Raw genomic sequence first — 18,983 nt, 5'->3', positions numbered from 1 at the left:
TGTTTGAGGAAAAACAATGGCTCGTATCGCAGGGGTTAACATCCCGAATCACCAGCATACCGAAATCGGCCTGACGGCTATTTACGGTGTCGGCCGCACGCGCTCGCGCGACATCTGCGTCGCTGCTGGTGTGGCATTTTCGAAGAAGGTCAAGGACCTGAACGACGCAGACCTCGAAAAGCTGCGTGAAGAAGTCGGCAAGTTCATCGTTGAAGGCGATCTGCGCCGTGAAACGACGATGAACATCAAGCGCCTGATGGATCTCGGCTGCTACCGTGGCGTGCGGCATCGTAAGGGCTTGCCCCTGCGCGGCCAACGTACGCGTACGAATGCCCGTACGCGCAAGGGTCCGCGTCGTGCAGCGCAATCGCTGAAGAAGTAAGCGGAACTGACAGTTACAGGAAAACGTAATGGCTAAGGCTTCGAACAACTCCGCGGCGCAACGCGTTCGCAAGAAGGTCAAGAAGAACGTCGCCGAGGGCGTGGTTCACGTTCACGCGTCGTTCAACAACACCATCATCACGATCACCGATCGTCAAGGCAATGCACTTGCTTGGGCAACGTCGGGTGGTCAGGGCTTCAAGGGCTCGCGTAAGTCGACGCCGTTTGCAGCTCAGGTGGCAGCCGAATCGGCTGGCCGCGTGGCGATGGAATACGGCGTGAAGAACCTCGAAGTGCGGATCAAGGGCCCCGGTCCTGGCCGTGAGTCCGCGGTGCGCGCGCTGCATGGTCTTGGTATCAAGATCACCGCGATCTCCGACGTGACCCCGGTCCCGCACAACGGCTGCCGTCCGCCGAAGCGTCGTCGTATCTAAGACGCTGGTTTGTCTAGCGCCTGTTGCCGCCGGAGTTTGAGACCCGGCGACGACAGGCTGCTTGCGCTATTGAATTGACTAAGTCCACCGTTCGACCCAAAGGGGTTCGGACTAGCGCGGATGCGAGCATCCGTGTGATTAATCATAGAAGGAATCAACGTGGCACGTTATATCGGCCCTAAGGCCAAGCTTTCCCGCCGTGAAGGCACTGACCTCTTCCTGAAGAGCGCCCGTCGTTCGCTCGCTGACAAGTGCAAGCTTGACAGCAAGCCCGGCCAACACGGCCGCACCTCGGGCGCACGTACGTCCGACTATGGCACGCAGTTGCGCGAAAAGCAAAAAGTGAAGCGCATCTACGGTGTCCTCGAGCGTCAATTCCGCCGTTACTTCGCTGAAGCCGACCGCCTGAAGGGCAACACGGGTGAAAACCTGCTGCAATTGCTCGAATCGCGTCTGGATAACGTCGTGTATCGCATGGGCTTCGGCTCGACGCGCGCTGAAGCGCGTCAGCTGGTTGGCCACAAGGCGATCATGGTGAACGGCGTCGTATCGAACATTCCGTCGATGCAAGTGAAGGCGGGCGACGTCGTCGCAGTGCGCGAACAGTCGAAGAAGCAAGCGCGTATTCTCGAAGCGCTGTCGCTGGCTGAGCAAGGCGGTGTGCCGAGCTGGGTCGCTGTCGATTCGAAGAAGTTCGAAGGCACGTTCAAGCAAAAGCCGGAACGCAGCGACATCGCTGGCGATATCAACGAAAGCCTGATCGTCGAATTGTATTCGCGGTAATCGGATTAACGGCCGGGGCACCCGATTGCGTTGCGCAAGGGGGCGTCTCGGCTGTTTATTTTCAGGTTGTTACCGGTCAGCCTTATCGGTGTAACGAGCCGAGGGTATTGAAAAGGAAAACCTATGCAAACCAGTTTGTTGAAGCCCAAGATCATCGCAGTTGAATCGCTTGGCGAGAGCCACGCGAAAGTGGTCATGGAACCGTTTGAACGCGGTTACGGCCACACCTTGGGTAACGCGCTCCGGCGCGTGCTGCTGTCGTCGATGGTGGGCTACGCGCCGACCGAAGTGACGATCGCAGGCGTCGTACATGAATATTCGACGCTCGACGGTGTGCAAGAGGATGTGGTCAACCTGTTGTTGAACCTGAAGGGCGTGGTGTTCAAGCTGCATAACCGTGACGAAGTGACGGTTACGCTGCGCAAGGAAGGCGAAGGCGTTGTCACCGCTGGCGACATCGAACTCGCGCACGATTGCGAAGTGATCAACCCGGATCACGTGATTGCGCATCTGTCGAAGGGCGGCAAGCTCGACGTGCAGATCAAGGTCGAAAAGGGCCGCGGCTATGTGCCGGGCAATGTACGTCGTTACGGCGAAGAGTCGGCCAAGATCATTGGCCGTATCGTGCTGGACGCGTCGTTCTCGCCGGTTCGCCGCGTGAGCTACGCCGTTGAAAGCGCGCGTGTCGAACAGCGTACCGACCTCGACAAGCTCGTGATGAACATCGAGACCAACGGTGTGATTTCGCCGGAAGAAGCGATCCGTCAATCGGCGCGCATTCTGGTCGATCAACTGTCGGTGTTTGCTGCACTGGAAGGCACCGAAGCAACGGCGGAAGCGCCGTCGCGTGCGCCGCAGATCGATCCGATCCTGCTGCGTCCGGTCGATGATCTCGAACTGACGGTTCGTTCGGCGAACTGCCTGAAGGCCGAGAACATTTACTACATCGGCGACCTGATCCAGCGCACGGAAAACGAGCTGCTCAAGACCCCGAATCTGGGCCGCAAATCGTTGAACGAAATCAAGGAAGTACTGGCGTCGCGTGGTTTGACGCTCGGCATGAAGCTCGAAAACTGGCCGCCGGCTGGTCTCGACAAGTAATCCCGGGATCCAGGCCCGCCGCTGCACTGGCAAAGACGCGGATTTTCCTTTAAAATCCGCGTCTTGTCTTTTTTCACTACCGGCCCGTGCCCTCGCCACCTAACGGTGAGCCGAGCGCGATAGAAGAGCTGGACCAAAACTTTGAATCGAAGGAATTAACATGCGTCACCGTCATGGTCTGCGGAAACTGAACCGCACGAGCAGCCACCGTCTGGCAATGCTCCGTAACATGTCCAACTCGTTGATCGAGCACGAAGTCATCAAGACCACGCTGCCGAAGGCGAAAGAACTCCGTAAAGTCGTCGAGCCGCTGATCACGCTCGGCAAGAAGCCGTCGCTGGCAAATCGCCGTCTGGCGTTCAACCGCCTGCGCGATCGCGATTCCGTCACGAAGCTGTTCGAAGTGCTGGGTCCGCGTTACGCGACCCGTCCGGGCGGCTACCTGCGCGTCCTGAAGTTCGGTTTCCGCGTTGGCGACAACGCACCGATGGCACTGGTCGAATTGCTCGACCGTCCGGAAGTCGAAGAAACCGAAGTGCAAGAAGCTGAATAAGCTTTTTAGTATTGAAAAAAAGCCAGGCGTCAAGCCTGGCTTTTTTGTTTTGCGGCGGCGGATGTCGCGACGGCGGCCCATCCATCACGGTGGCTAAATGCCGCAAGCGGGCGGCGGGCGCGTCTGCGGTACCACAAGACTAGGTGATACGATAACGGCACCTGAACCGTGCATGGCCGGAGCCGCTTGTGAGCGCGAATGTGACCTTGATTCTGACAACGCTGCCGGATGCCGCCGCCGCTCAGAAGCTCGCGGCAGATGCGCTGACGGAGCGGCTATGCGCCTGCGTCACGCAGTTAGGCGCGGTGCACTCAAGCTATCACTGGCAGGGCCGGATCGAATCGGCGCCGGAGATCCAACTGCTCTTCAAGACGAGCGCGGCACGCGCGCTGGAGCTGGAGCGGTACATTCAGGCGCACCATCCCTACGACACGCCGGAAATCCTTTCATGGCAAGCGTCAGCATCGGCTGCCTATGGCCAGTGGATTACTACGGAAACTCAACGTCCTCTACATGTTTAACGGTCTCGACCGACGCGCGCGCAATGCGTTGCGCACCGTCTTTTTCCTGCTCGGCTGCGTGATTCTCGCCCAGTTCGGCACGCTTGCCCGCGCCGCGGACGACTTCCTGGATCCCGCGATAGCCTTCAAATTCAGCGCGACTGAGAAACCGGGCGAAGTCGACGTGACCTACAGGATCGCGGACGGCTATTACATGTACCGCGAGCGTTTTGCGTTCGTGACCCGCAACGGCACGACGACGATCGGCGAGCCGCAATTGCCGGCTGGACACGTGAAGTTCGACCAGACCTTCAACAAGAACGTCGAGACATATCGAAATGAGTTGACTATCCGCATCCCTGTCAAACAGGCAACTGGGCCGTTCGATCTGGCGGTGACGTCGCAGGGATGTGCGGACGCGGGCATCTGCTATCCGCCGATGGAGCGCGTCTACCACGTGAGCGGCGCGGCCTTGCAGCCGGCGGGCAGCGTCGGCGCGGCGGCCGCCGCGACCCAGCAATCCGCAACTGCCGACACGCCGTGGTATGAGCGCGCCACCAACGCCGACTACGCGCAGTCGCTGCTGCAAGGCGGCGGCTTTTTCGCGATCATCGGGCTCTATTTTGTGGCCGGCGCCGTGCTCAGTTTGCTGCCGTGCTCGTATCCGATGATTCCGATCCTGTCGGCGATCATCATCGGTGAAGGTGCGCGGGTCACGCGTGCTCGCGGGTTTGCGTTGTCGCTGGCGTATGTGATCGGCATGGCGTTGGTCTATACGGCGCTCGGAATAGCGGCGGCGCTCGTCGGGCAGAGTCTCGGCGCCTGGTTGCAAAACCCGTGGGTGCTCGGCGCGTTCGGCGTATTGCTGACGATTTTCGCACTGACCCTGATTGCAGGTTTCGATATCGCGTTGCCGCAGCGCTGGCAGGACAGTGCGTCTCGCGCATCGACAGGGCGCTCGGGCGGCAAATTCGCCGCGGTGGCCATGATGGGCGCGCTGTCCGCGCTGGTGGTCGGGGCCTGCATGACGGCGCCGCTCTTCGCAGTTCTGGCATTCATCGCGCACACCGGCGATGCGCTGCTTGGTGGCGCCGCGCTGTTCTCGATGGGGCTAGGGCTCGGCGTGCCGCTCCTGATCATCGGCCTTGGCGCGGGCACCTTGCTGCCGCGTGCGGGCGCGTGGATGGACGGCGTGAAGGTGTTTTTCGGCGTCGTGCTGCTTGCGGCGGCGCTGTGGATAGTGTGGCCCGTGCTTGGCGCCACCGCGACGATGCTACTGAGCGCGCTGTGGTTGCTGGTCGCCGCTGCGGCGCTCGGCTTGTTTTCATCGCTTGCCGAGGGCGCTTCCGTGTGGCGTCGGCTCGGCCGGGGCATTGGCGCGGCGCTGGCAATCTGGGCCGCTGTGCTGCTGGTGGGGCTCGCCGCGGGATCGTCCGATCCGCTGCGTCCGCTTGCCGTGTTGGCGGCCCGCGGCGGGGACGCGAGTGTAGCCAACGCCGCCAATACGCCGAATACGCCACCACCGGGCGATCTCGCGTTCGCCCGGGTTCGTTCCTCGACCGAACTCGACGAGGCCGTCAAAACGGCTGCACAGCCCGCCATGCTCGATTTCTACGCGGACTGGTGCGTGAGCTGCAAGGAGATGGAGAAATTCACCTTCAGCGACCCACGCGTCCAGGCAAGGCTGAAGCAGATGAACCTGCTGCGCGCCGACGTCACCGCCAACAATACGGACGATCAAACGCTGCTCAAGCGTTTCAGTCTGTTCGGGCCGCCCGGCATCATCTTCTTCGATCATGGCGGCAAAGAAGTGCTGCGCGTCGTCGGATATGAGTCCGCGGACAAGTTTTTGCGCAGCCTCGAGCGCGCAAATACGCCCGGCGCGTAGCCGAAGGAGCGGCTCGCCGCCGGCAAGGCCGCGGCGCCGGCACAAAAGAAAAGCATCTGTGTCGCCAGGCCGCTGGACGACGCGGGCGCGGTCGTGCGCGCCGTGATTCCCGCAGTGATTCCCGATGCGCCGGCACAACTCGCCGGTTTGAAACCCGGCGACCGGATCCTGACGATCGGCGGCCAGTCCACCGCAACGATGTCGCTGGACCAGATCACCGGGCCGATCCGGGGCCAGCCGGAGACGACAGTAAAGCTGCGAATCGAGCGCGAAACACAGCAGCTGCAGGTGAATGTCCAGCGGAATGCGATCGTGGTTGAAGGCGACTAGCGAACCCCAAGCCGCGACGAGGCATGGCTCGCGACAAGGTCCGCATAAAAAAACGGAGGCGCGACTCAAAGGTCTGCCTCCGTCTTTTTTCGGACTAAAGCCGCCCCGAAAGGCGGCGCGCCGGATTACTTCTGCGACCGCAAAATCCGCGCGGCGTCCAATGCGAAATACGTCAGCACGCCGTCCGCTCCCGCCCGCTTGAACGCCAGCAGCGATTCCATCATCGCCTTGTCGTGATCGAGCCAGCCGTTCTGCGCCGCCGCCTTCAGCATCGCGTACTCGCCGCTCACCTGGTACACGTAGGTCGGGAACTTGAACTCGTCCTTCACGCGACGCACGATGTCCAGATACGGCATGCCCGGCTTGACCATCACCATGTCCGCGCCTTCTTCGATGTCCAACTGCACTTCGCGCAGCGCTTCATTCGAGTTGGCCGGGTCCATCTGGTAGGTCATCTTGTTGCCCTTGCCGAGATTCGTCGCGGAACCGACGGCATCGCGGAACGGGCCGTAAAACGCCGACGCGAACTTGGCGGAATAAGCCATGATCCGCGTGTGGATATGTCCCTCGCTCTCGAGCATCTCGCGGATCGCGCCGATGCGGCCGTCCATCATGTCCGACGGCGCGACGATGTCGACGCCCGCTTCAGCCTGCGCCTGGGCCTGTTCGACCAGAATTTCGACGGTTTCGTCGTTGATCACGTAGCCGGCTTCGTCGAGCACGCCGTCCTGGCCGTGGCTCGTGTACGGATCGAGTGCGACGTCGGTCAGCACGCCCAAGTCCGGGAAATGCTGTTTCAGTTCGCGAACGGCGCGCGGAATCAGACCCGCGGCGTTGGTCGCTTCGCGGCCGTCAGGCGTTTTCAGCGACGGCTCGATTGCCGGAAACAGCGACAGCACGGGCACGCCCAGTTCGACGCATTGCTCGGCCACGCCCATCAGCAGATCGACCGACACGCGCTCGACGCCCGGCATCGACGGTACGGCTTGCCGCACGTTGGTGCCTTCGACGATGAACACGGGGTAGATGAGGTCGTTGGTGGTGAGGATGTTTTCTCGCATCAGGCGGCGCGAGAAGTCGTCACGGCGCATGCGGCGCGGACGGTAGTGCGGGTAGAAGCTCATATCGAATCGAAGATCGTGGATGTCGTGGAGTGGACAAATAACGCCTGCCTCCGCTCCCGGAAACTTTTCGAGACAATGGTATATCATACCGATCGAGCAAGGCGCCTTGCGCTGACCTCCCCGCTTCTCCTCCCTGAGCGGGTGCCTGTCGTTTTTCGATTAGGCTGTTTGACCCGCCGTTAAAGCGGCGGGTTTTTTTATGGGCGGCCGAAACGGCGTTTTCGCCTGGCTTTCAGTCCGTTGCCACGCCGTTTGCGCGGCGCCGCCGTGCTTACTGCGCAGCGTCCGCTTCGCCCTTCGCGTCGGGGATCAGCCAGCTTTCGATCAGTTCGTGCGCTTCGTCGAGCCCGACACGCTTGAGCGCCGAGAACAGCTGGGCGGTCAGGTCGCCCTGATAGCCTGCGGTGCGATATTCGGCCAAACCTTTCTGCGTCGCGCGCAGCGCGTTCACGCTTTCCTGGCGCGTCAATTTGTCGCACTTGGTCAGCAGCGTGTGGATCGGCTTGCCGGTCGGCGCGAACCACTCGATCATCCGGCGATCCAGATCGGTGAGCGGCCGGCGCGAGTCCATCATCAGGATCATGCCGCGCAGTTGCGAGCGCGATTGCAAGTAGGTGGAGAGCAGCGCTTCCCAGTGCGCCTTGGCCGCGCCCGGCACTTCCGCATAGCCGTAGCCCGGCAAGTCCACCAGATGCGCAGTCGGCTCGTCAGCCTTGCCAACCGAGAAGTAATTGATGTGCTGCGTGCGCCCTGGCGTCTTACTGGCGAACGCGAGCCGCTTCTGATTGCACAGAATATTGATGGCCGTGGACTTGCCCGCATTCGAGCGCCCGGCAAAGGCGATCTCGGGTTGCGCGGTGGCCGGCAGATCACGCAGGTGATTGACGGTCGTGAAAAAGCGGGCTTGGTGGAGCAGGAAGGACATGAGTGAGGCCAGGATTCGAGACGCCGGGGAACCCGGAGTGGGGACGGGTCAAGCCCGACTGGCGTCTTAGCGATTAGCGAGTTATTGTACAATACGATGGTTTACTGAAAACCTGAGGGGGCCAGCCAGCGTGCCTTGGCGGCTTTCTGCGGTCACTCGGTCGCCGTCGTATTTTGCAAAACCTCTAAAATCCCACAAGACGAAACAGGGTGTGCGAATGAATCGACTGTGCAAGGCTCTGATGGTGTTTCAAGTAGCGGCAGGTCTTTCAGGTTTGGTAATTCAGGCACGAGCAGCAGAGCCGGCAAAACCGGACGTCAATCGGGGGCAAGCAATCGCGGTGCAGGTGTGCGCGTCATGTCACGGCGCGGACGGCAACAGTGCCGGCGGCGCGTATCCGAAGCTGTCGGGCCAGCATCCCGAGTATCTCGTCAAGCAGCTCAAGGATTTCAAGACGCAGCCGGGCGCCAAGCAGCCCGCGCGCAACAATGCGATCATGGCGGGCATGACCGCGGCGCTGTCCGATCAGGACATGGTCAACGTTGCTGCCTATTTCGCAACGCAGACGCCGAAGCTGGGCTACGCGCATAACAAGGACACCGTTCCGCTCGGTCAGAAGATTTATCGCGGCGGGATTGCCGATAAGGGCGTGCCGGCGTGTGCGAGCTGCCACGGGCCGACCGGTCAGGGGATTCCGTCGCAATATCCGCGTCTGTCGGGGCAGTGGGCGGATTACACGGTGGCGCAACTGGCCGCGTTCACGCAAGGTCCGGGCGCACGGAACAACAATGACGCGATGCATGCAGTTGCAGCGCGTCTGTCGGACGGCGAGATCAAGGCCGTAGCCGATTACATCGCGGGCTTGCACTAAGAAGTCCGCACGCAAGTGCAACCGGCCCAGCGGGGCCGGTACAAAACAAGAAAAGGGTGGGGGCGTCGTGCCTACGACAGCCCTTCACCCTTTTTTGCTGTTCAGTCGGAGTATGAATGAGCGTCACCACGTCGGGTATGCAGTCGAAGTCGCGCAATCGCATCGTGCGCAGCATCATCGAAGTATTGAGTTCGATGCGCTTCGCGATCGCGCTGCTCGTGATTCTGTCGATCGCCAGCATCATCGGCACCGTCCTGACGCAGGACGATCCGTATCCCAACTACGTCAATCAGTTCGGCCCGTTCTGGGCGGACATCTTCCGCTCGCTGAGCCTGTACACGGTGTACAGCTCGTGGTGGTTCATGCTGATTCTTGGCTTCCTGATGGTGTCGGTGTCGTTGTGCGTGATCCGCAATGCCCCGAAGATGCTCGCCGATGCGAGGAGCTGGAAGGACAAGGTTCGCGAAGGCAGCCTGCGCGCGTTCCACCACAAGGGTGAGTTCGCGGTGCACGGCACGCGCGCGCAGACTTCGGCGGTGCTGGCTAAACTCTCCGCCAGGCTCGGCTACAAGTTCGTCACGCGCGAGTCGGACGGCGCAACGCTGATCGCCGCCAAGCGCGGCGCGCTGACCAGGTTCGGCTACATCTCCGCCCATCTCGCGATCGTCGTGATCTGTCTGGGCGGTTTGCTGGACAGCAATCTGCCGATCAAGCTGCAAATGTGGCTGTTCGACAAGTCGCCGATTCGCAGCAACACGGTGATCAACGAGATTCCGCCGGAACATCGTTTGTCGCAATCGAACCCGACTTTCCGCGGCTATGCATGGGTGCCGGAAGGCCAGCACGTGTCCACGGCGATCCTGAACCAGCCGGACGGCTCGCTAATCCAGGATCTGCCGTTCTCGATCGAGCTGAACAAGTTCATCGTCGACTATTACTCCACCGGCATGCCGAAGCTGTTCGCGAGCGACATCGTCGTGGTGGATCACAAGACCGGCGCACGCGTGCCGGCGCGGGTCGAAGTGAACAAGCCGTTCGAATACGACGGCGTGTCGATCTATCAATCGAGCTTCCAGGACGGCGGCTCGCAGATGCAGATGACCGCTTACCCGATGACCGGCAACAGCGCGAAGACCGCGCCGTTCGGCGGCACGATCGGCGGCAGCGCGCTGTTGAGCACAGCTACGCCGCTGACTGACGGTCAAACCGTGGAATTCACCGATTTCCGCGCGATCAACGTCGAAAACGTCTCGAACGGCAACGGCAACGGCAACGGCAACGGCAACGGCACGAACGACGCGCGCGGCGTCGCAGCCCACCGCTCGCTGAAAGAAGCGTTCGACGAGCGCCTCGGCTCCGGCGCGAAGACGTCCAAACCGCTGGATCTGCATAATGTCGGCCCGTCGGTGCAGTACAAGGTGCGCGACAAGGACGGCCAGGCGCGCGAGTACAACAACTACATGTTGCCGGTGGACGTTGGCGGTGAGCGGATGTTCCTCGCCGGCATGCGCCTGAATCCGGATGACCCGTTCCGCTATCTGCGCATTCCCGCTGACAGCGGCGGCACCGTCAAGGAATGGATGAACCTGCGTGCCACGCTCGAGAATCCGGCCATGCGCGCCGCGGCCGCGCACCGTTTCGCGCTGCGCTCGGTGCCGGGTTCGAATACCGAACTGCAACAGCATCTGGAAGAAAGCGCGCTGCGTGTGCTGACCCTTTTTGCCGGCGCGGACAGCGGCATCAAGATGCCGAACGGCCAGACGGTGGGCGGTTTCCAGGCGATTGCCGGTTTTATCGACCATTCGGTGCCGAAGGGCGAGCAGGAAAAGGCCGCGGGCCTGCTGCTGCGCATGCTGGAAGGCTCGACCTGGGACCTGTGGCAACTGTCGCGCGAGCAGCTCGGCGAGCCCGATGCGCAGGCCAATGCGGATGCCAGCCGCTTCATTCAAAGCTCGATCAATGCCATATCCGACAGCTTTTTGTACGGATCGCCGGTCTATTTGCAGCTTGACTCCTTCAGGCAGGTGCAAGCTTCGGTATTTCAGCTGACGCGCGCGCCGGGCAAAAAAGTCGTGTATCTTGGCAGCTTGCTCCTCGTGTTGGGCATCTTTTCGATGTTCTACGTGCGCGAACGGCGCCTCTGGTTCTGGCTCAAAGACACCGCTCACGGCACGAATGTCGTGATGGCAATGTCGAGTGCGCGCAAGACGCTCGACTTCGAAAAAGAGTTCGTCCAAACGCGCGACGCCGTCAGCGCCGCGCTGGGCGCCAAACTCATTAATGCATCCGACGCCGCCGGCGCCTCCGACCAACCCGGCCATGCCGGCGCGCCGTCCGCAAGCTCACAAGATTCGACCCGGTAAGATCATGGACTTGACTCAGGTTTCTTCATCCTCCTCTTCGGCGCCGTTGCGGCACCAGAAAACGCCCGCTGGCGAGGCGTTCGACATTGCGCAGTACGACGAGCGGCCGTTCCTGAAGCGCCTCGGCATGACCGACTGGCTGTTCGCCCTCGTGATGGTCGCGGGCGCGGGGTTTGCGCTGTCGCGCTATTACCCGTTCATGAACTACTACGACAAGCTGGTGCTGGTGTGCGCGGTGCCGGTGTTCGTCGTGCTCGGCTGGCGCTGGAAGCCGGTGCGCCCGCTGATGGTGGGCATCGCCGCGCTGTCGCTGTTTGCGATCCAGCTCTATCACGGCGATCTGGCGCGCGCCGATAACACGTTCTTCCTCAAGTATTTCCTGTCGAGCCAGTCCGCGATCCTGTGGATGAGCGCGCTCTTCGTGTTCGCCACGGTGTTCTACTGGATCGGCCTCGTGTCGCGTTCGCCGACCGGCGCCGCGATCGGTTCGAAGATGACGTGGGCCGCGGTGGTGATGGGCTTCGTCGGCCTGATGGTGCGCTGGTACGAGTCGTACCTGATCGGCGCGGACGTCGGCCATATTCCCATCTCGAACCTGTATGAAGTGTTCGTGCTGTTCAGCCTGATCACGGCGCTGTTCTATCTGTACTACGAGCAGCACTACAACACCCGTGCGCTCGGCGCGTTCGTGCTGCTGGTGATCAGCGCGGCGGTCGGCTTCCTGATGTGGTACTCGGTCGCGCGCGATGCGCAGCAGATCCAGCCGCTCGTGCCGGCGCTGCAAAGCTGGTGGATGAAGATTCACGTGCCGGCGAACTTCATCGGTTACGGCAGTTTCGCGCTGTCGGCGATGGTGGGTGTCGCGTATCTGATGAAGGCGCGCGGCATGCTGGCCGATCGCCTGCCGGCGCTCGAGGTGCTCGACGACGTGATGTACAAGTCGATCGCGGTCGGTTTCGCGTTCTTCACGATCGCGACGATTCTCGGCGCGCTGTGGGCCGCCGAAGCGTGGGGCGGCTACTGGAGCTGGGACCCGAAGGAAACGTGGGCGCTGATCGTCTGGCTGAACTACGCGGCGTGGCTGCATATGCGCCTGATGAAGGGCCTGCGCGGCGCGATGGCGGCCTGGTGGGCGCTGACCGGCCTGCTGGTGACGACCTTCGCGTTCCTCGGCGTCAACATGTTCCTGTCGGGGCTGCATAGCTACGGCAAGCTGTAATATCCGCCGTTCTGAACCGACCAAGAACCGCCGCGTGCTCCGCACCGGCGGTTTTTTTACGGCTGGCGGAATATTTGCTGCGTCCAGCGTGTTTGTCAGAGCGGTACGCATGAATGGCGAGGCGTGCCGATCATCAATATGGCCCCGTAAGACGTACCTACCGATGGGCCGGCAAGGAGCAGCACGATGTGGATCAAGCGAAGCGACAGAATTCAACTCACCGGCGATGACATCGCACGCAGCGAAATCACGCCGCAGCGTGTCTTCGAGAACCGGCGGCGCGTGTTGCAGGCGGCGGGCGCGGTGGCGCTCGGCAGTCTGATCGGTCTGAATGGCGAAGCGCTGGCGGCGTATGCGTCGCCGGATCCGAAGGCGCAAAAGCTGGCGGCGAAGACCAACGCGAAGTTCGTCGCGCTCGACAAGATCACGCCGTTCAAGGACATCACCACGTACAACAACTACTACGAGTTCGGCACCGATAAAGCCGATCCGGCGCAGAACGCCGGCACGCTACGGCCGCATCCGTGGAAGGTGAGCGTCGAAGGCGAGGTGAAGAATCCGAAGGTGTACGACATCGACGAATTGCTGAAGCTCGCACCGCTCGAGGAGCGTGTGTACCGGCTCCGTTGTGTCGAGGGTTGGTCGATGGTGATTCCGTGGATCGGCGTGCCGCTATCCGAGCTGATCAAGCGGGTCCAGCCCACCGGCAACGCCAGATACGTCCAGTTCATCACGCTCGCCGATCCATCGCAGATGCCGGGCCTGTCGACACCGGTGCTCGATTGGCCGTACTCCGAAGGTTTGCGGATGGACGAGGCCATGAATCCGCTGACGCTCCTGACGATGGGCGTCTACGGCCAGGTGCTGCCGAATCAGAACGGTGCGCCGGTCCGCGTCGTGGTGCCCTGGAAATACGGCTTCAAGAGCGCGAAGTCGTTGGTGAAGATCCGCTTTCTCGACAAGCAGCCGCCGACCAGCTGGAACACGTACGCGTCGAACGAATACGGTTTCTATTCGAATGTGAACCCGAACGTCGATCATCCGCGCTGGAGCCAGGCGACCGAGCGGCGCATCGGCGAGGACGGTTTTTTCACGCCCAAGCGCAAGACGCTGATGTTCAACGGCTACGGCGATCAGGTCGCGTCGCTGTATCAGGGCATGGACCTGAAGAAGAACTTTTGAGCAGCGTGAACATGGCCGCCGATACGCAACCTGTTGCTACAACCACGCGCCAAGTGGCGCGAGCGCAATCCGCGTCGGCGCCGGCCACGCGGCCTACGGCCGGCGCGCGCTGGATCGTACCGGCGAAGATCGCGGTGTTTATCGCGGCGTGGTATCCGCTCGCGCGGATCGTATTGTTTGGCATGACCGACCGGCTCGGCGCGAATCCTATCGAGTTCATCACGCGTTCGACGGGGCTCTGGACCCTTGTGTTTCTCTGCATCACCTTGGCGGTGACGCCGTTGCGGCGGTTGACCGGCGTGCCGGCGCTGCTGCGGTTCCGTCGCATGCTCGGCCTGTACGCGTTTTTCTACGCGACGCTGCACTTCACGACGTACCTGTGGTTCGACAAATGGTTCGATGTCGCGGCGATTCTGAAGGACATCGGCAAGCGGCCGTTCATCACCGTTGGCTTTGCCGCGTTCGTGTTGCTGATCGCGTTGGCGCTCACGTCGCCGCGCGCGATGGTGCACAAACTCGGGCGCCGCTGGCAGACGCTGCATCGCGCGATCTATGCGATCGGCGCGCTCGCGATTCTGCATTTCTGGTGGATGAAGGCGGGCAAGCATGATTTGCTGCTGCCGAAGATTTACGGCGCGATCATGATCGCGCTGTTGGGATGGCGGTTGATCGTATGGCTGCGTGAGCGGAGGTTGAATACGCGCTGACCACGCTGCACAGCGCGCAAAGAGAAAAAGGCGATGCCGCGGTGGCATCGCCTTTTTTTACGCTGCGTCGGCGTTGACGCTGGTTTTGACGTTTACGCCGGCAAGATCGTTTCGCCCGCAAACAGTTGCTTTACTTCTTCGCGAGCGCGAACCACATGCGCTTGTGTACCATCGACCATCACCTCGGCCGCGCGCGGACGCGTGTTGTAGTTCGAGCTCATCACAAAGCCGTACGCGCCGGCCGAGCGAATCGCCAGCAGATCGCCCGGTTCGACCGCCAGCAGACGCTCGCGGCCCAGCCAGTCGCCGCTTTCGCAAACCGGCCCGACCACGTCGTACACATGGGCGGGCACTTCGTTCTTAACGACAGCGTCGATCGCGTGATACGCCTCGTACATCGCAGGGCGCGCGAGATCGGTCATCGCAGCGTCGACGATGGCGAAATTCTTTTCCGCGCCCGGTTTCAGAAACTCGACGCGGGAGAGCAGCACGCCGGCATTGCCTACCAGCGAACGGCCCGGCTCGAAGTACACCTCGCGGTGGCCGTGACCGCGCGCTTCGATGCGATCGAGCACGGTGCGCACGAAGTCGCCGATTGCCGGCGGCGTTTCGTCGTCGTAGGTGATGCCGAGACCGCCGCCTACGTCGATGTGGCGAATCTTTATGCCGTCCTGCTCGATCTGTTCGACCAGTTCCAGCACCTTATCGACCGCGTCCAGATACGGCGCGACTTCGGTGATCTGCGAGCCGATATGGCAATCGATGCCGACCACGTCGAGATGCGTCATCGCCGCGGCGGCGCGATAGGTGGCGCGTGCATCCTCGAACGCGACGCCGAACTTGTTCGACTTCAGGCCGGTGGAAATATACGGATGGGTCTTCGCATCGACGTCCGGATTCACGCGCAGCGACACCGGCGCCTTCTTGCCCATTTCCGCGGCAACCGTGTTCAGGCGATCCAGTTCCGGAATCGATTCGACGTTGAAGCATTTGACGCCGGCCGCGAGCGCGTCGCGCATTTCATCCGCGTTCTTGCCGACGCCGGAAAACACGGTGTTTTCCGCCTTGCCGCCGGCCGCCAGCACACGCGCCAGTTCGCCGCCCGACACGATGTCGAAGCCGGCGCCGAGACGCGCGAACACGTTCAGCACCGCGAGATTGCTATTCGCCTTGACGGCGACGTGCACGCTCGCGCGACGGCCTGCGCAGGCGCCGGCATATGCGTTCCATGCCTCGGTGAGCGCGGCGCGCGAGTACACGTACAGCGGCGTGCCGAACTGCTCGGCGAGTGAGACGGCGGACACGCCTTCGGCGTGCAATACGCCGTCGACGTAGTCAAATGCGGATCGAGTCATGCGAAAGTCTTATTGAACGGGGGTGACGGCGGAGGCAGGCAGCGGGGCCGCCGTAGCAGCGGATGCGGCAGACGAGGGCGGCGTGGCGAGTTCGCTTTCCGGCGCCAACGAGAGCGGCGTGCCCGACGTGTCGGGCACGGTGCCAACTCCGGAAGCGGTTTCCGCGCCGGGTTTCACTTCGTCCGGCGACGGCGGTTGCGTGCGATCGATGGGCTTGGCCGGCAACGGCGGCACGGTCGGCAAGTAGAGCGAACCGCGCTGCCCGCAGCCGCTGAGTGCGCAACCTGCGAGAATGGCTAAAGCCGCTACAATCGCGCGGCCGGGCGCCGCCGCGCGCATCCGAGATACGACTCGCATGACTGTCCCTGAATAATTAATCGATGGAGTTTAGCATGTCCGATAGTGAATACCTGACCCGCGCGGAAGCCGCGCTAGCCGCCATCGAACGCGCGCTCGACGACACCGGAGCAGACATCGAATTCGAGCGCAGCGGCAATGTCCTGACCCTCGAATTCGAGAACCGCTCGAAGATTATCGTGAACCTGCAACCGCCGATGAGCGAAATCTGGATCGCGGCGAAAGCGGGTGGTTTCCACTTCCGTTTCATCGACGGCGAGTGGCGCGATACGCGCAGCGGCACGGAATTTTTCACGGCCTTATCGGACTACGCGACGCAGCAGGCCGGCGAACCGATTCGCTTTGAAGCATAAAGCCCGCTGCTGAAACGGCCGCCGAAACGAACCAGCCGCGCATCGAGCGCGGCGGGTTCGTTTTGACATGTTCTGCGCGGTTCAGAGCGCGGTTCAGGCGCTACAGGCGCTAGTGCCCGCGGAACAGATTCATGATGTCCTGCTTTTCCTGCTCGCCGACTTGCTGAGGCGCTGCCCCGGCCGCCGAGGTCTCCGCATCGAGCGTGGCCTGACTCACGCCGACTGTCGCGATGAAGCCGTGCCCAGGCGTGAAGTCGTCGAAATACAGTTCTGAGCCGACCTCGGTCACGTCGTCCGGCATCGGCATCTTGTATTCCTGCACGCCTTTGAGCGCGCGTCCCATGTAGTCGATCCACACCGGCAACGCCAGACCGCCGCCAGTTTCGCGGTCGCCCAGACTGCGCGGATTGTCGTAACCGATCCATGCGATGGCCGTCAGCGTGTGCTGATAGCCGGCGAACCATGCGTCGCGAGAATCGTTGGTGGTGCCGGTCTTGCCGGCGAGATCGGTGCGCTTCAACACGTTGGTTTTCGCGCCCGTGCCGCGTTGCGCGACGCTTTGCAGCAGACTGTTCATCACGTACGCATTACGCGGTTCGATCGCGTGCGGCGCGCTCTGCTCGGCGACCAGCGGTTGCGCATGCGCGACCACGACACCGCGCTGATCGGTGACTTCGGCGATCAGATACGGGTTGATCCGATAACCGCCGTTGGCGAACACTGAGAACGCGCCCGCCATCTGCAACGGCGTGACGAGACCTGCGCCGAGCGCCATCGGCAGATACGCCGGGTGACGATCCGCGTCGAAGCCGAAACGCGTGATGTACTGCTGCGCGTACTTGGTGCCGATCTGGTTCAGGATGCGGATCGAGACGAGGTTCTTCGACTTCTGCAAGGCGGTGCGCATCGTCATCGGACCATCGAATCCACCGCCGTAGTTCTTCGGCTCCCACGCCTGGCCGCCGGTTTCAGCGGCGCTGAAGAAGAGCGGCGCGTCATTGATGACCGTGGCCGGTCCGAGCCCTTTTTCGAGCGACGCCGAATAGATGAACGGCTTGAAGCTCGAACCCGGCTGGCGCCAGGCCTGGGTGACGTGATTGAACTTGTTCTTGTTGAAATCGAAGCCGCCGACCAGCGCGCGAATCGCGCCGTCCTGCGGAATCACCGACACGAACGCGCCTTCCACTTGCGGCAATTGCGTGATCGACCAGCTGCCGTCGTCGCCCTTGACCAGACGGATGATCGCGCCGGGCCGCACGCGTTGATTCGGCTGCGCGCGCGTGCCGAGCGCGAACGCGGCGAAGCGCAGACCGTCGCCCTGAATGGTCGCGACGTTGCCGTCGATGAAGGTGGCCTGCACCTGCTTCGGGCTCGCCGCGGTCACCACCGCGGCAATGATTTCGCCGTTGTCGGGATGTTCGAGCAGGGCGTCGTCGATAGCCTGTTCGCGGTCGTCCGCATCGGACGGCAAGTCGATGAACGCCTCCGGGCCGCGGTAGCCGTGGCGCCGTTCATAGTCCATCAGACCTTTGCGCAGCGCACGGTAAGCGACGTCCTGGTCGGCCGAGTCGACTGTCGTGACGACGTTCAGGCCGCGCGTGTAGGCCTCTTCGCGATACTGCGCGTACATCATCTGCCGCACCATTTCCGCGACATACTCCGCGTGCACGCTGAATTCCTTGCCGGCGCCCTTGACGACGAGCGTTTGCCCGCTTGCCGCGTCGTACTGTTCCCGGGTGATGTAATGCAGTTCATACATGCGCTGCAGGATGTACTCCTGCCGCACTTTTGCGCGCTTCGGATTGACCACCGGGTTGTACGCCGACGGCGCCTTCGGCAGGCCGGCCAGCATCGCCGATTCCGCCAGCGTCAGATCCTTCAGATCTTTACCGAAGTACACCCGCGCCGCGCTCGCGAAGCCATACGCGCGCTGGCCGAGATAGATCTGATTCATGTACACCTCGAGAATCTGATCCTTCGTCAGCTTCGACTCGATCTTGTACGCGAGCAGCATCTCGTAGATCTTGCGCGTGTAGGTCTTCTCGCTCGACAGGAAGAAGTTGCGCGCCACCTGCATCGTGATCGTGCTCGCGCCCTGCGTTGCGTGGCCATTGGTCAGCGCGACGAAGCCGGCCCGCGCGATGCCGGTCAGGTCGACGCCGCCGTGATCGTAGAAGCGCGCGTCTTCGATTGCGAGCACGGCCTTCTTCAGGCTATCGGGCACGTCCTGGATATGGACGATGTCGCGCCGTTCTTCACCGAATTCGCCGATCAGCACGTGGTCGGCCGTATAGATGCGAAGCGGCACCTTGGGCCGGTAGTCGGTGAGCGCATCGAGCGACGGCAGGTTCGGCGTCGCCACCACCAATGCGTAGCCGAGCACCAGCAGCACGCACAGAATGCCTGCGAAGATCAGACCCACAAAGCCAAGGACGAGCTTGAGCCACAACGGGCGTTTGCGCTTTTGCGGCGCGGGCGGCGGGGAAGTAGGAGACGTGGATTGCATATGGACACCAAAAAGCAGTCCCGCGATTATAGCCGCCTCGCTTTTCAGCTT

General features: G+C 62.1%; 19 protein-coding genes. 14 read left to right on the top strand and 5 right to left on the bottom strand.

Annotation, left to right across the window (positions count from 1 at the left end; genetic code table 11):
* Positions 1-16 precede the first annotated feature (16 nt).
* The 8 genes from rpsM to AC07WT_RS19505 all read left to right on the top strand — a co-directional run bounded on the left by rpsM (position 17) and on the right by AC07WT_RS19505 (position 5,970).
* Positions 17-382 (top strand): 30S ribosomal protein S13, encoded by a 366-nt coding sequence (gene rpsM, locus AC07WT_RS19540; RefSeq protein WP_012434566.1) that lies wholly within the window; start codon positions 17-19, stop codon positions 380-382.
* A gap of 28 nt (positions 383-410) precedes the next feature.
* Positions 411-815 (top strand): 30S ribosomal protein S11, encoded by a 405-nt coding sequence (gene rpsK / locus AC07WT_RS19535; RefSeq protein ID WP_006052224.1) that lies wholly within the window; start codon positions 411-413, stop codon positions 813-815.
* A gap of 159 nt (positions 816-974) precedes the next feature.
* Positions 975-1,598: a 30S ribosomal protein S4 gene (gene rpsD / locus AC07WT_RS19530; RefSeq protein ID WP_492592151.1), complete on the top strand. Its 624-nt coding sequence runs from the start codon at positions 975-977 to the stop codon at positions 1,596-1,598.
* A gap of 123 nt (positions 1,599-1,721) precedes the next feature.
* Positions 1,722-2,699, top strand: a complete 978-nt coding sequence (locus AC07WT_RS19525; protein WP_028199575.1) for a DNA-directed RNA polymerase subunit alpha — start codon at positions 1,722-1,724, stop codon at positions 2,697-2,699.
* A gap of 160 nt (positions 2,700-2,859) precedes the next feature.
* On the top strand, positions 2,860-3,252 hold the full coding sequence (gene rplQ / locus AC07WT_RS19520) for a 50S ribosomal protein L17 (protein ID WP_008923330.1): 393 nt from the start codon (positions 2,860-2,862) through the stop codon (positions 3,250-3,252).
* A 188-nt stretch (positions 3,253-3,440) separates the two neighbouring features.
* Entirely contained in the window at positions 3,441-3,773 is a 333-nt protein-coding gene (gene cutA / locus AC07WT_RS19515; RefSeq protein ID WP_494948165.1) for a divalent-cation tolerance protein CutA, read from the top strand.
* Positions 3,766-5,640: a protein-disulfide reductase DsbD gene (gene dsbD, locus AC07WT_RS19510; RefSeq protein ID WP_494948164.1), complete on the top strand. Its 1,875-nt coding sequence runs from the start codon at positions 3,766-3,768 to the stop codon at positions 5,638-5,640. Before cutA ends, dsbD begins: the two co-directional genes overlap by 8 nt.
* 93 nt (positions 5,641-5,733) lie before the next feature.
* Positions 5,734-5,970 (top strand): PDZ domain-containing protein, encoded by a 237-nt coding sequence (locus AC07WT_RS19505; RefSeq protein ID WP_494948163.1) that lies wholly within the window; start codon positions 5,734-5,736, stop codon positions 5,968-5,970.
* A 125-nt stretch (positions 5,971-6,095) separates the two neighbouring features.
* Here AC07WT_RS19505 and hemB read toward each other — a convergent pair whose 3' ends face one another.
* Both hemB and yihA read right to left on the bottom strand, forming a co-directional pair.
* Positions 6,096-7,094, bottom strand: coding sequence for a porphobilinogen synthase (gene hemB / locus AC07WT_RS19500; RefSeq protein ID WP_492592155.1), 999 nt, complete (start codon positions 7,092-7,094; stop codon positions 6,096-6,098).
* Positions 7,095-7,365: 271 nt separating this feature from the next.
* Positions 7,366-8,019 carry a ribosome biogenesis GTP-binding protein YihA/YsxC gene (gene yihA, locus AC07WT_RS19495; protein ID WP_494948162.1) on the bottom strand — a complete coding sequence of 218 codons (654 nt, stop codon included), beginning with the start codon at positions 8,017-8,019 and terminating at the stop codon, positions 7,366-7,368.
* Positions 8,020-8,236: 217 nt separating this feature from the next.
* Here yihA and AC07WT_RS19490 point away from each other — a divergent pair, with 217 nt between their 5' ends.
* The 5 genes from AC07WT_RS19490 to msrQ all read left to right on the top strand — a co-directional run bounded on the left by AC07WT_RS19490 (position 8,237) and on the right by msrQ (position 14,361).
* Positions 8,237-8,890 carry a c-type cytochrome gene (locus AC07WT_RS19490; protein ID WP_494948161.1) on the top strand — a complete coding sequence of 218 codons (654 nt, stop codon included), beginning with the start codon at positions 8,237-8,239 and terminating at the stop codon, positions 8,888-8,890.
* A 116-nt stretch (positions 8,891-9,006) separates the two neighbouring features.
* Entirely contained in the window at positions 9,007-11,253 is a 2,247-nt protein-coding gene (locus AC07WT_RS19485) for a cytochrome c biogenesis protein ResB (RefSeq protein WP_494948160.1), read from the top strand.
* Between the two features lie 4 nt (positions 11,254-11,257).
* Positions 11,258-12,472 carry a c-type cytochrome biogenesis protein CcsB gene (gene ccsB / locus AC07WT_RS19480; RefSeq protein WP_494948159.1) on the top strand — a complete coding sequence of 405 codons (1,215 nt, stop codon included), beginning with the start codon at positions 11,258-11,260 and terminating at the stop codon, positions 12,470-12,472.
* Positions 12,473-12,658: 186 nt separating this feature from the next.
* Positions 12,659-13,654, top strand: a complete 996-nt coding sequence (msrP, locus tag AC07WT_RS19475; protein WP_494948158.1) for a protein-methionine-sulfoxide reductase catalytic subunit MsrP — start codon at positions 12,659-12,661, stop codon at positions 13,652-13,654.
* Positions 13,655-13,665: 11 nt separating this feature from the next.
* On the top strand, positions 13,666-14,361 hold the full coding sequence (gene msrQ, locus AC07WT_RS19470) for a protein-methionine-sulfoxide reductase heme-binding subunit MsrQ (protein WP_494948451.1): 696 nt from the start codon (positions 13,666-13,668) through the stop codon (positions 14,359-14,361).
* A gap of 92 nt (positions 14,362-14,453) precedes the next feature.
* Here msrQ and lysA read toward each other — a convergent pair whose 3' ends face one another.
* Together lysA and lptM are read right to left on the bottom strand one after the other, a co-directional pair.
* A complete protein-coding gene (gene lysA, locus AC07WT_RS19465; RefSeq protein WP_494948157.1) occupies positions 14,454-15,716 on the bottom strand; it encodes a diaminopimelate decarboxylase in 1,263 nt (420 codons plus the stop codon).
* Between the two features lie 9 nt (positions 15,717-15,725).
* Positions 15,726-16,073 (bottom strand): LPS translocon maturation chaperone LptM, encoded by a 348-nt coding sequence (lptM, locus tag AC07WT_RS19460; protein WP_492592162.1) that lies wholly within the window; start codon positions 16,071-16,073, stop codon positions 15,726-15,728.
* Between the two features lie 35 nt (positions 16,074-16,108).
* Between lptM and cyaY the strand changes: the two genes are divergently transcribed.
* Positions 16,109-16,426 carry an iron donor protein CyaY gene (gene cyaY / locus AC07WT_RS19455; protein ID WP_494948156.1) on the top strand — a complete coding sequence of 106 codons (318 nt, stop codon included), beginning with the start codon at positions 16,109-16,111 and terminating at the stop codon, positions 16,424-16,426.
* Between the two features lie 109 nt (positions 16,427-16,535).
* Here cyaY and AC07WT_RS19450 read toward each other — a convergent pair whose 3' ends face one another.
* The gene (locus AC07WT_RS19450) at positions 16,536-18,932 is read right to left on the bottom strand and encodes a penicillin-binding protein 1A (protein WP_494948155.1); all 2,397 of its coding nucleotides are present in this window, start codon (positions 18,930-18,932) and stop codon (positions 16,536-16,538) included.
* Positions 18,933-18,983: the final 51 nt, after the last annotated feature.

It is taken from the genome of Paraburkholderia sp. GW821-FHT02A12 (genome assembly GCF_059422005.1).
This window is presented reverse-complemented; position numbering and strand designations above follow the sequence as displayed.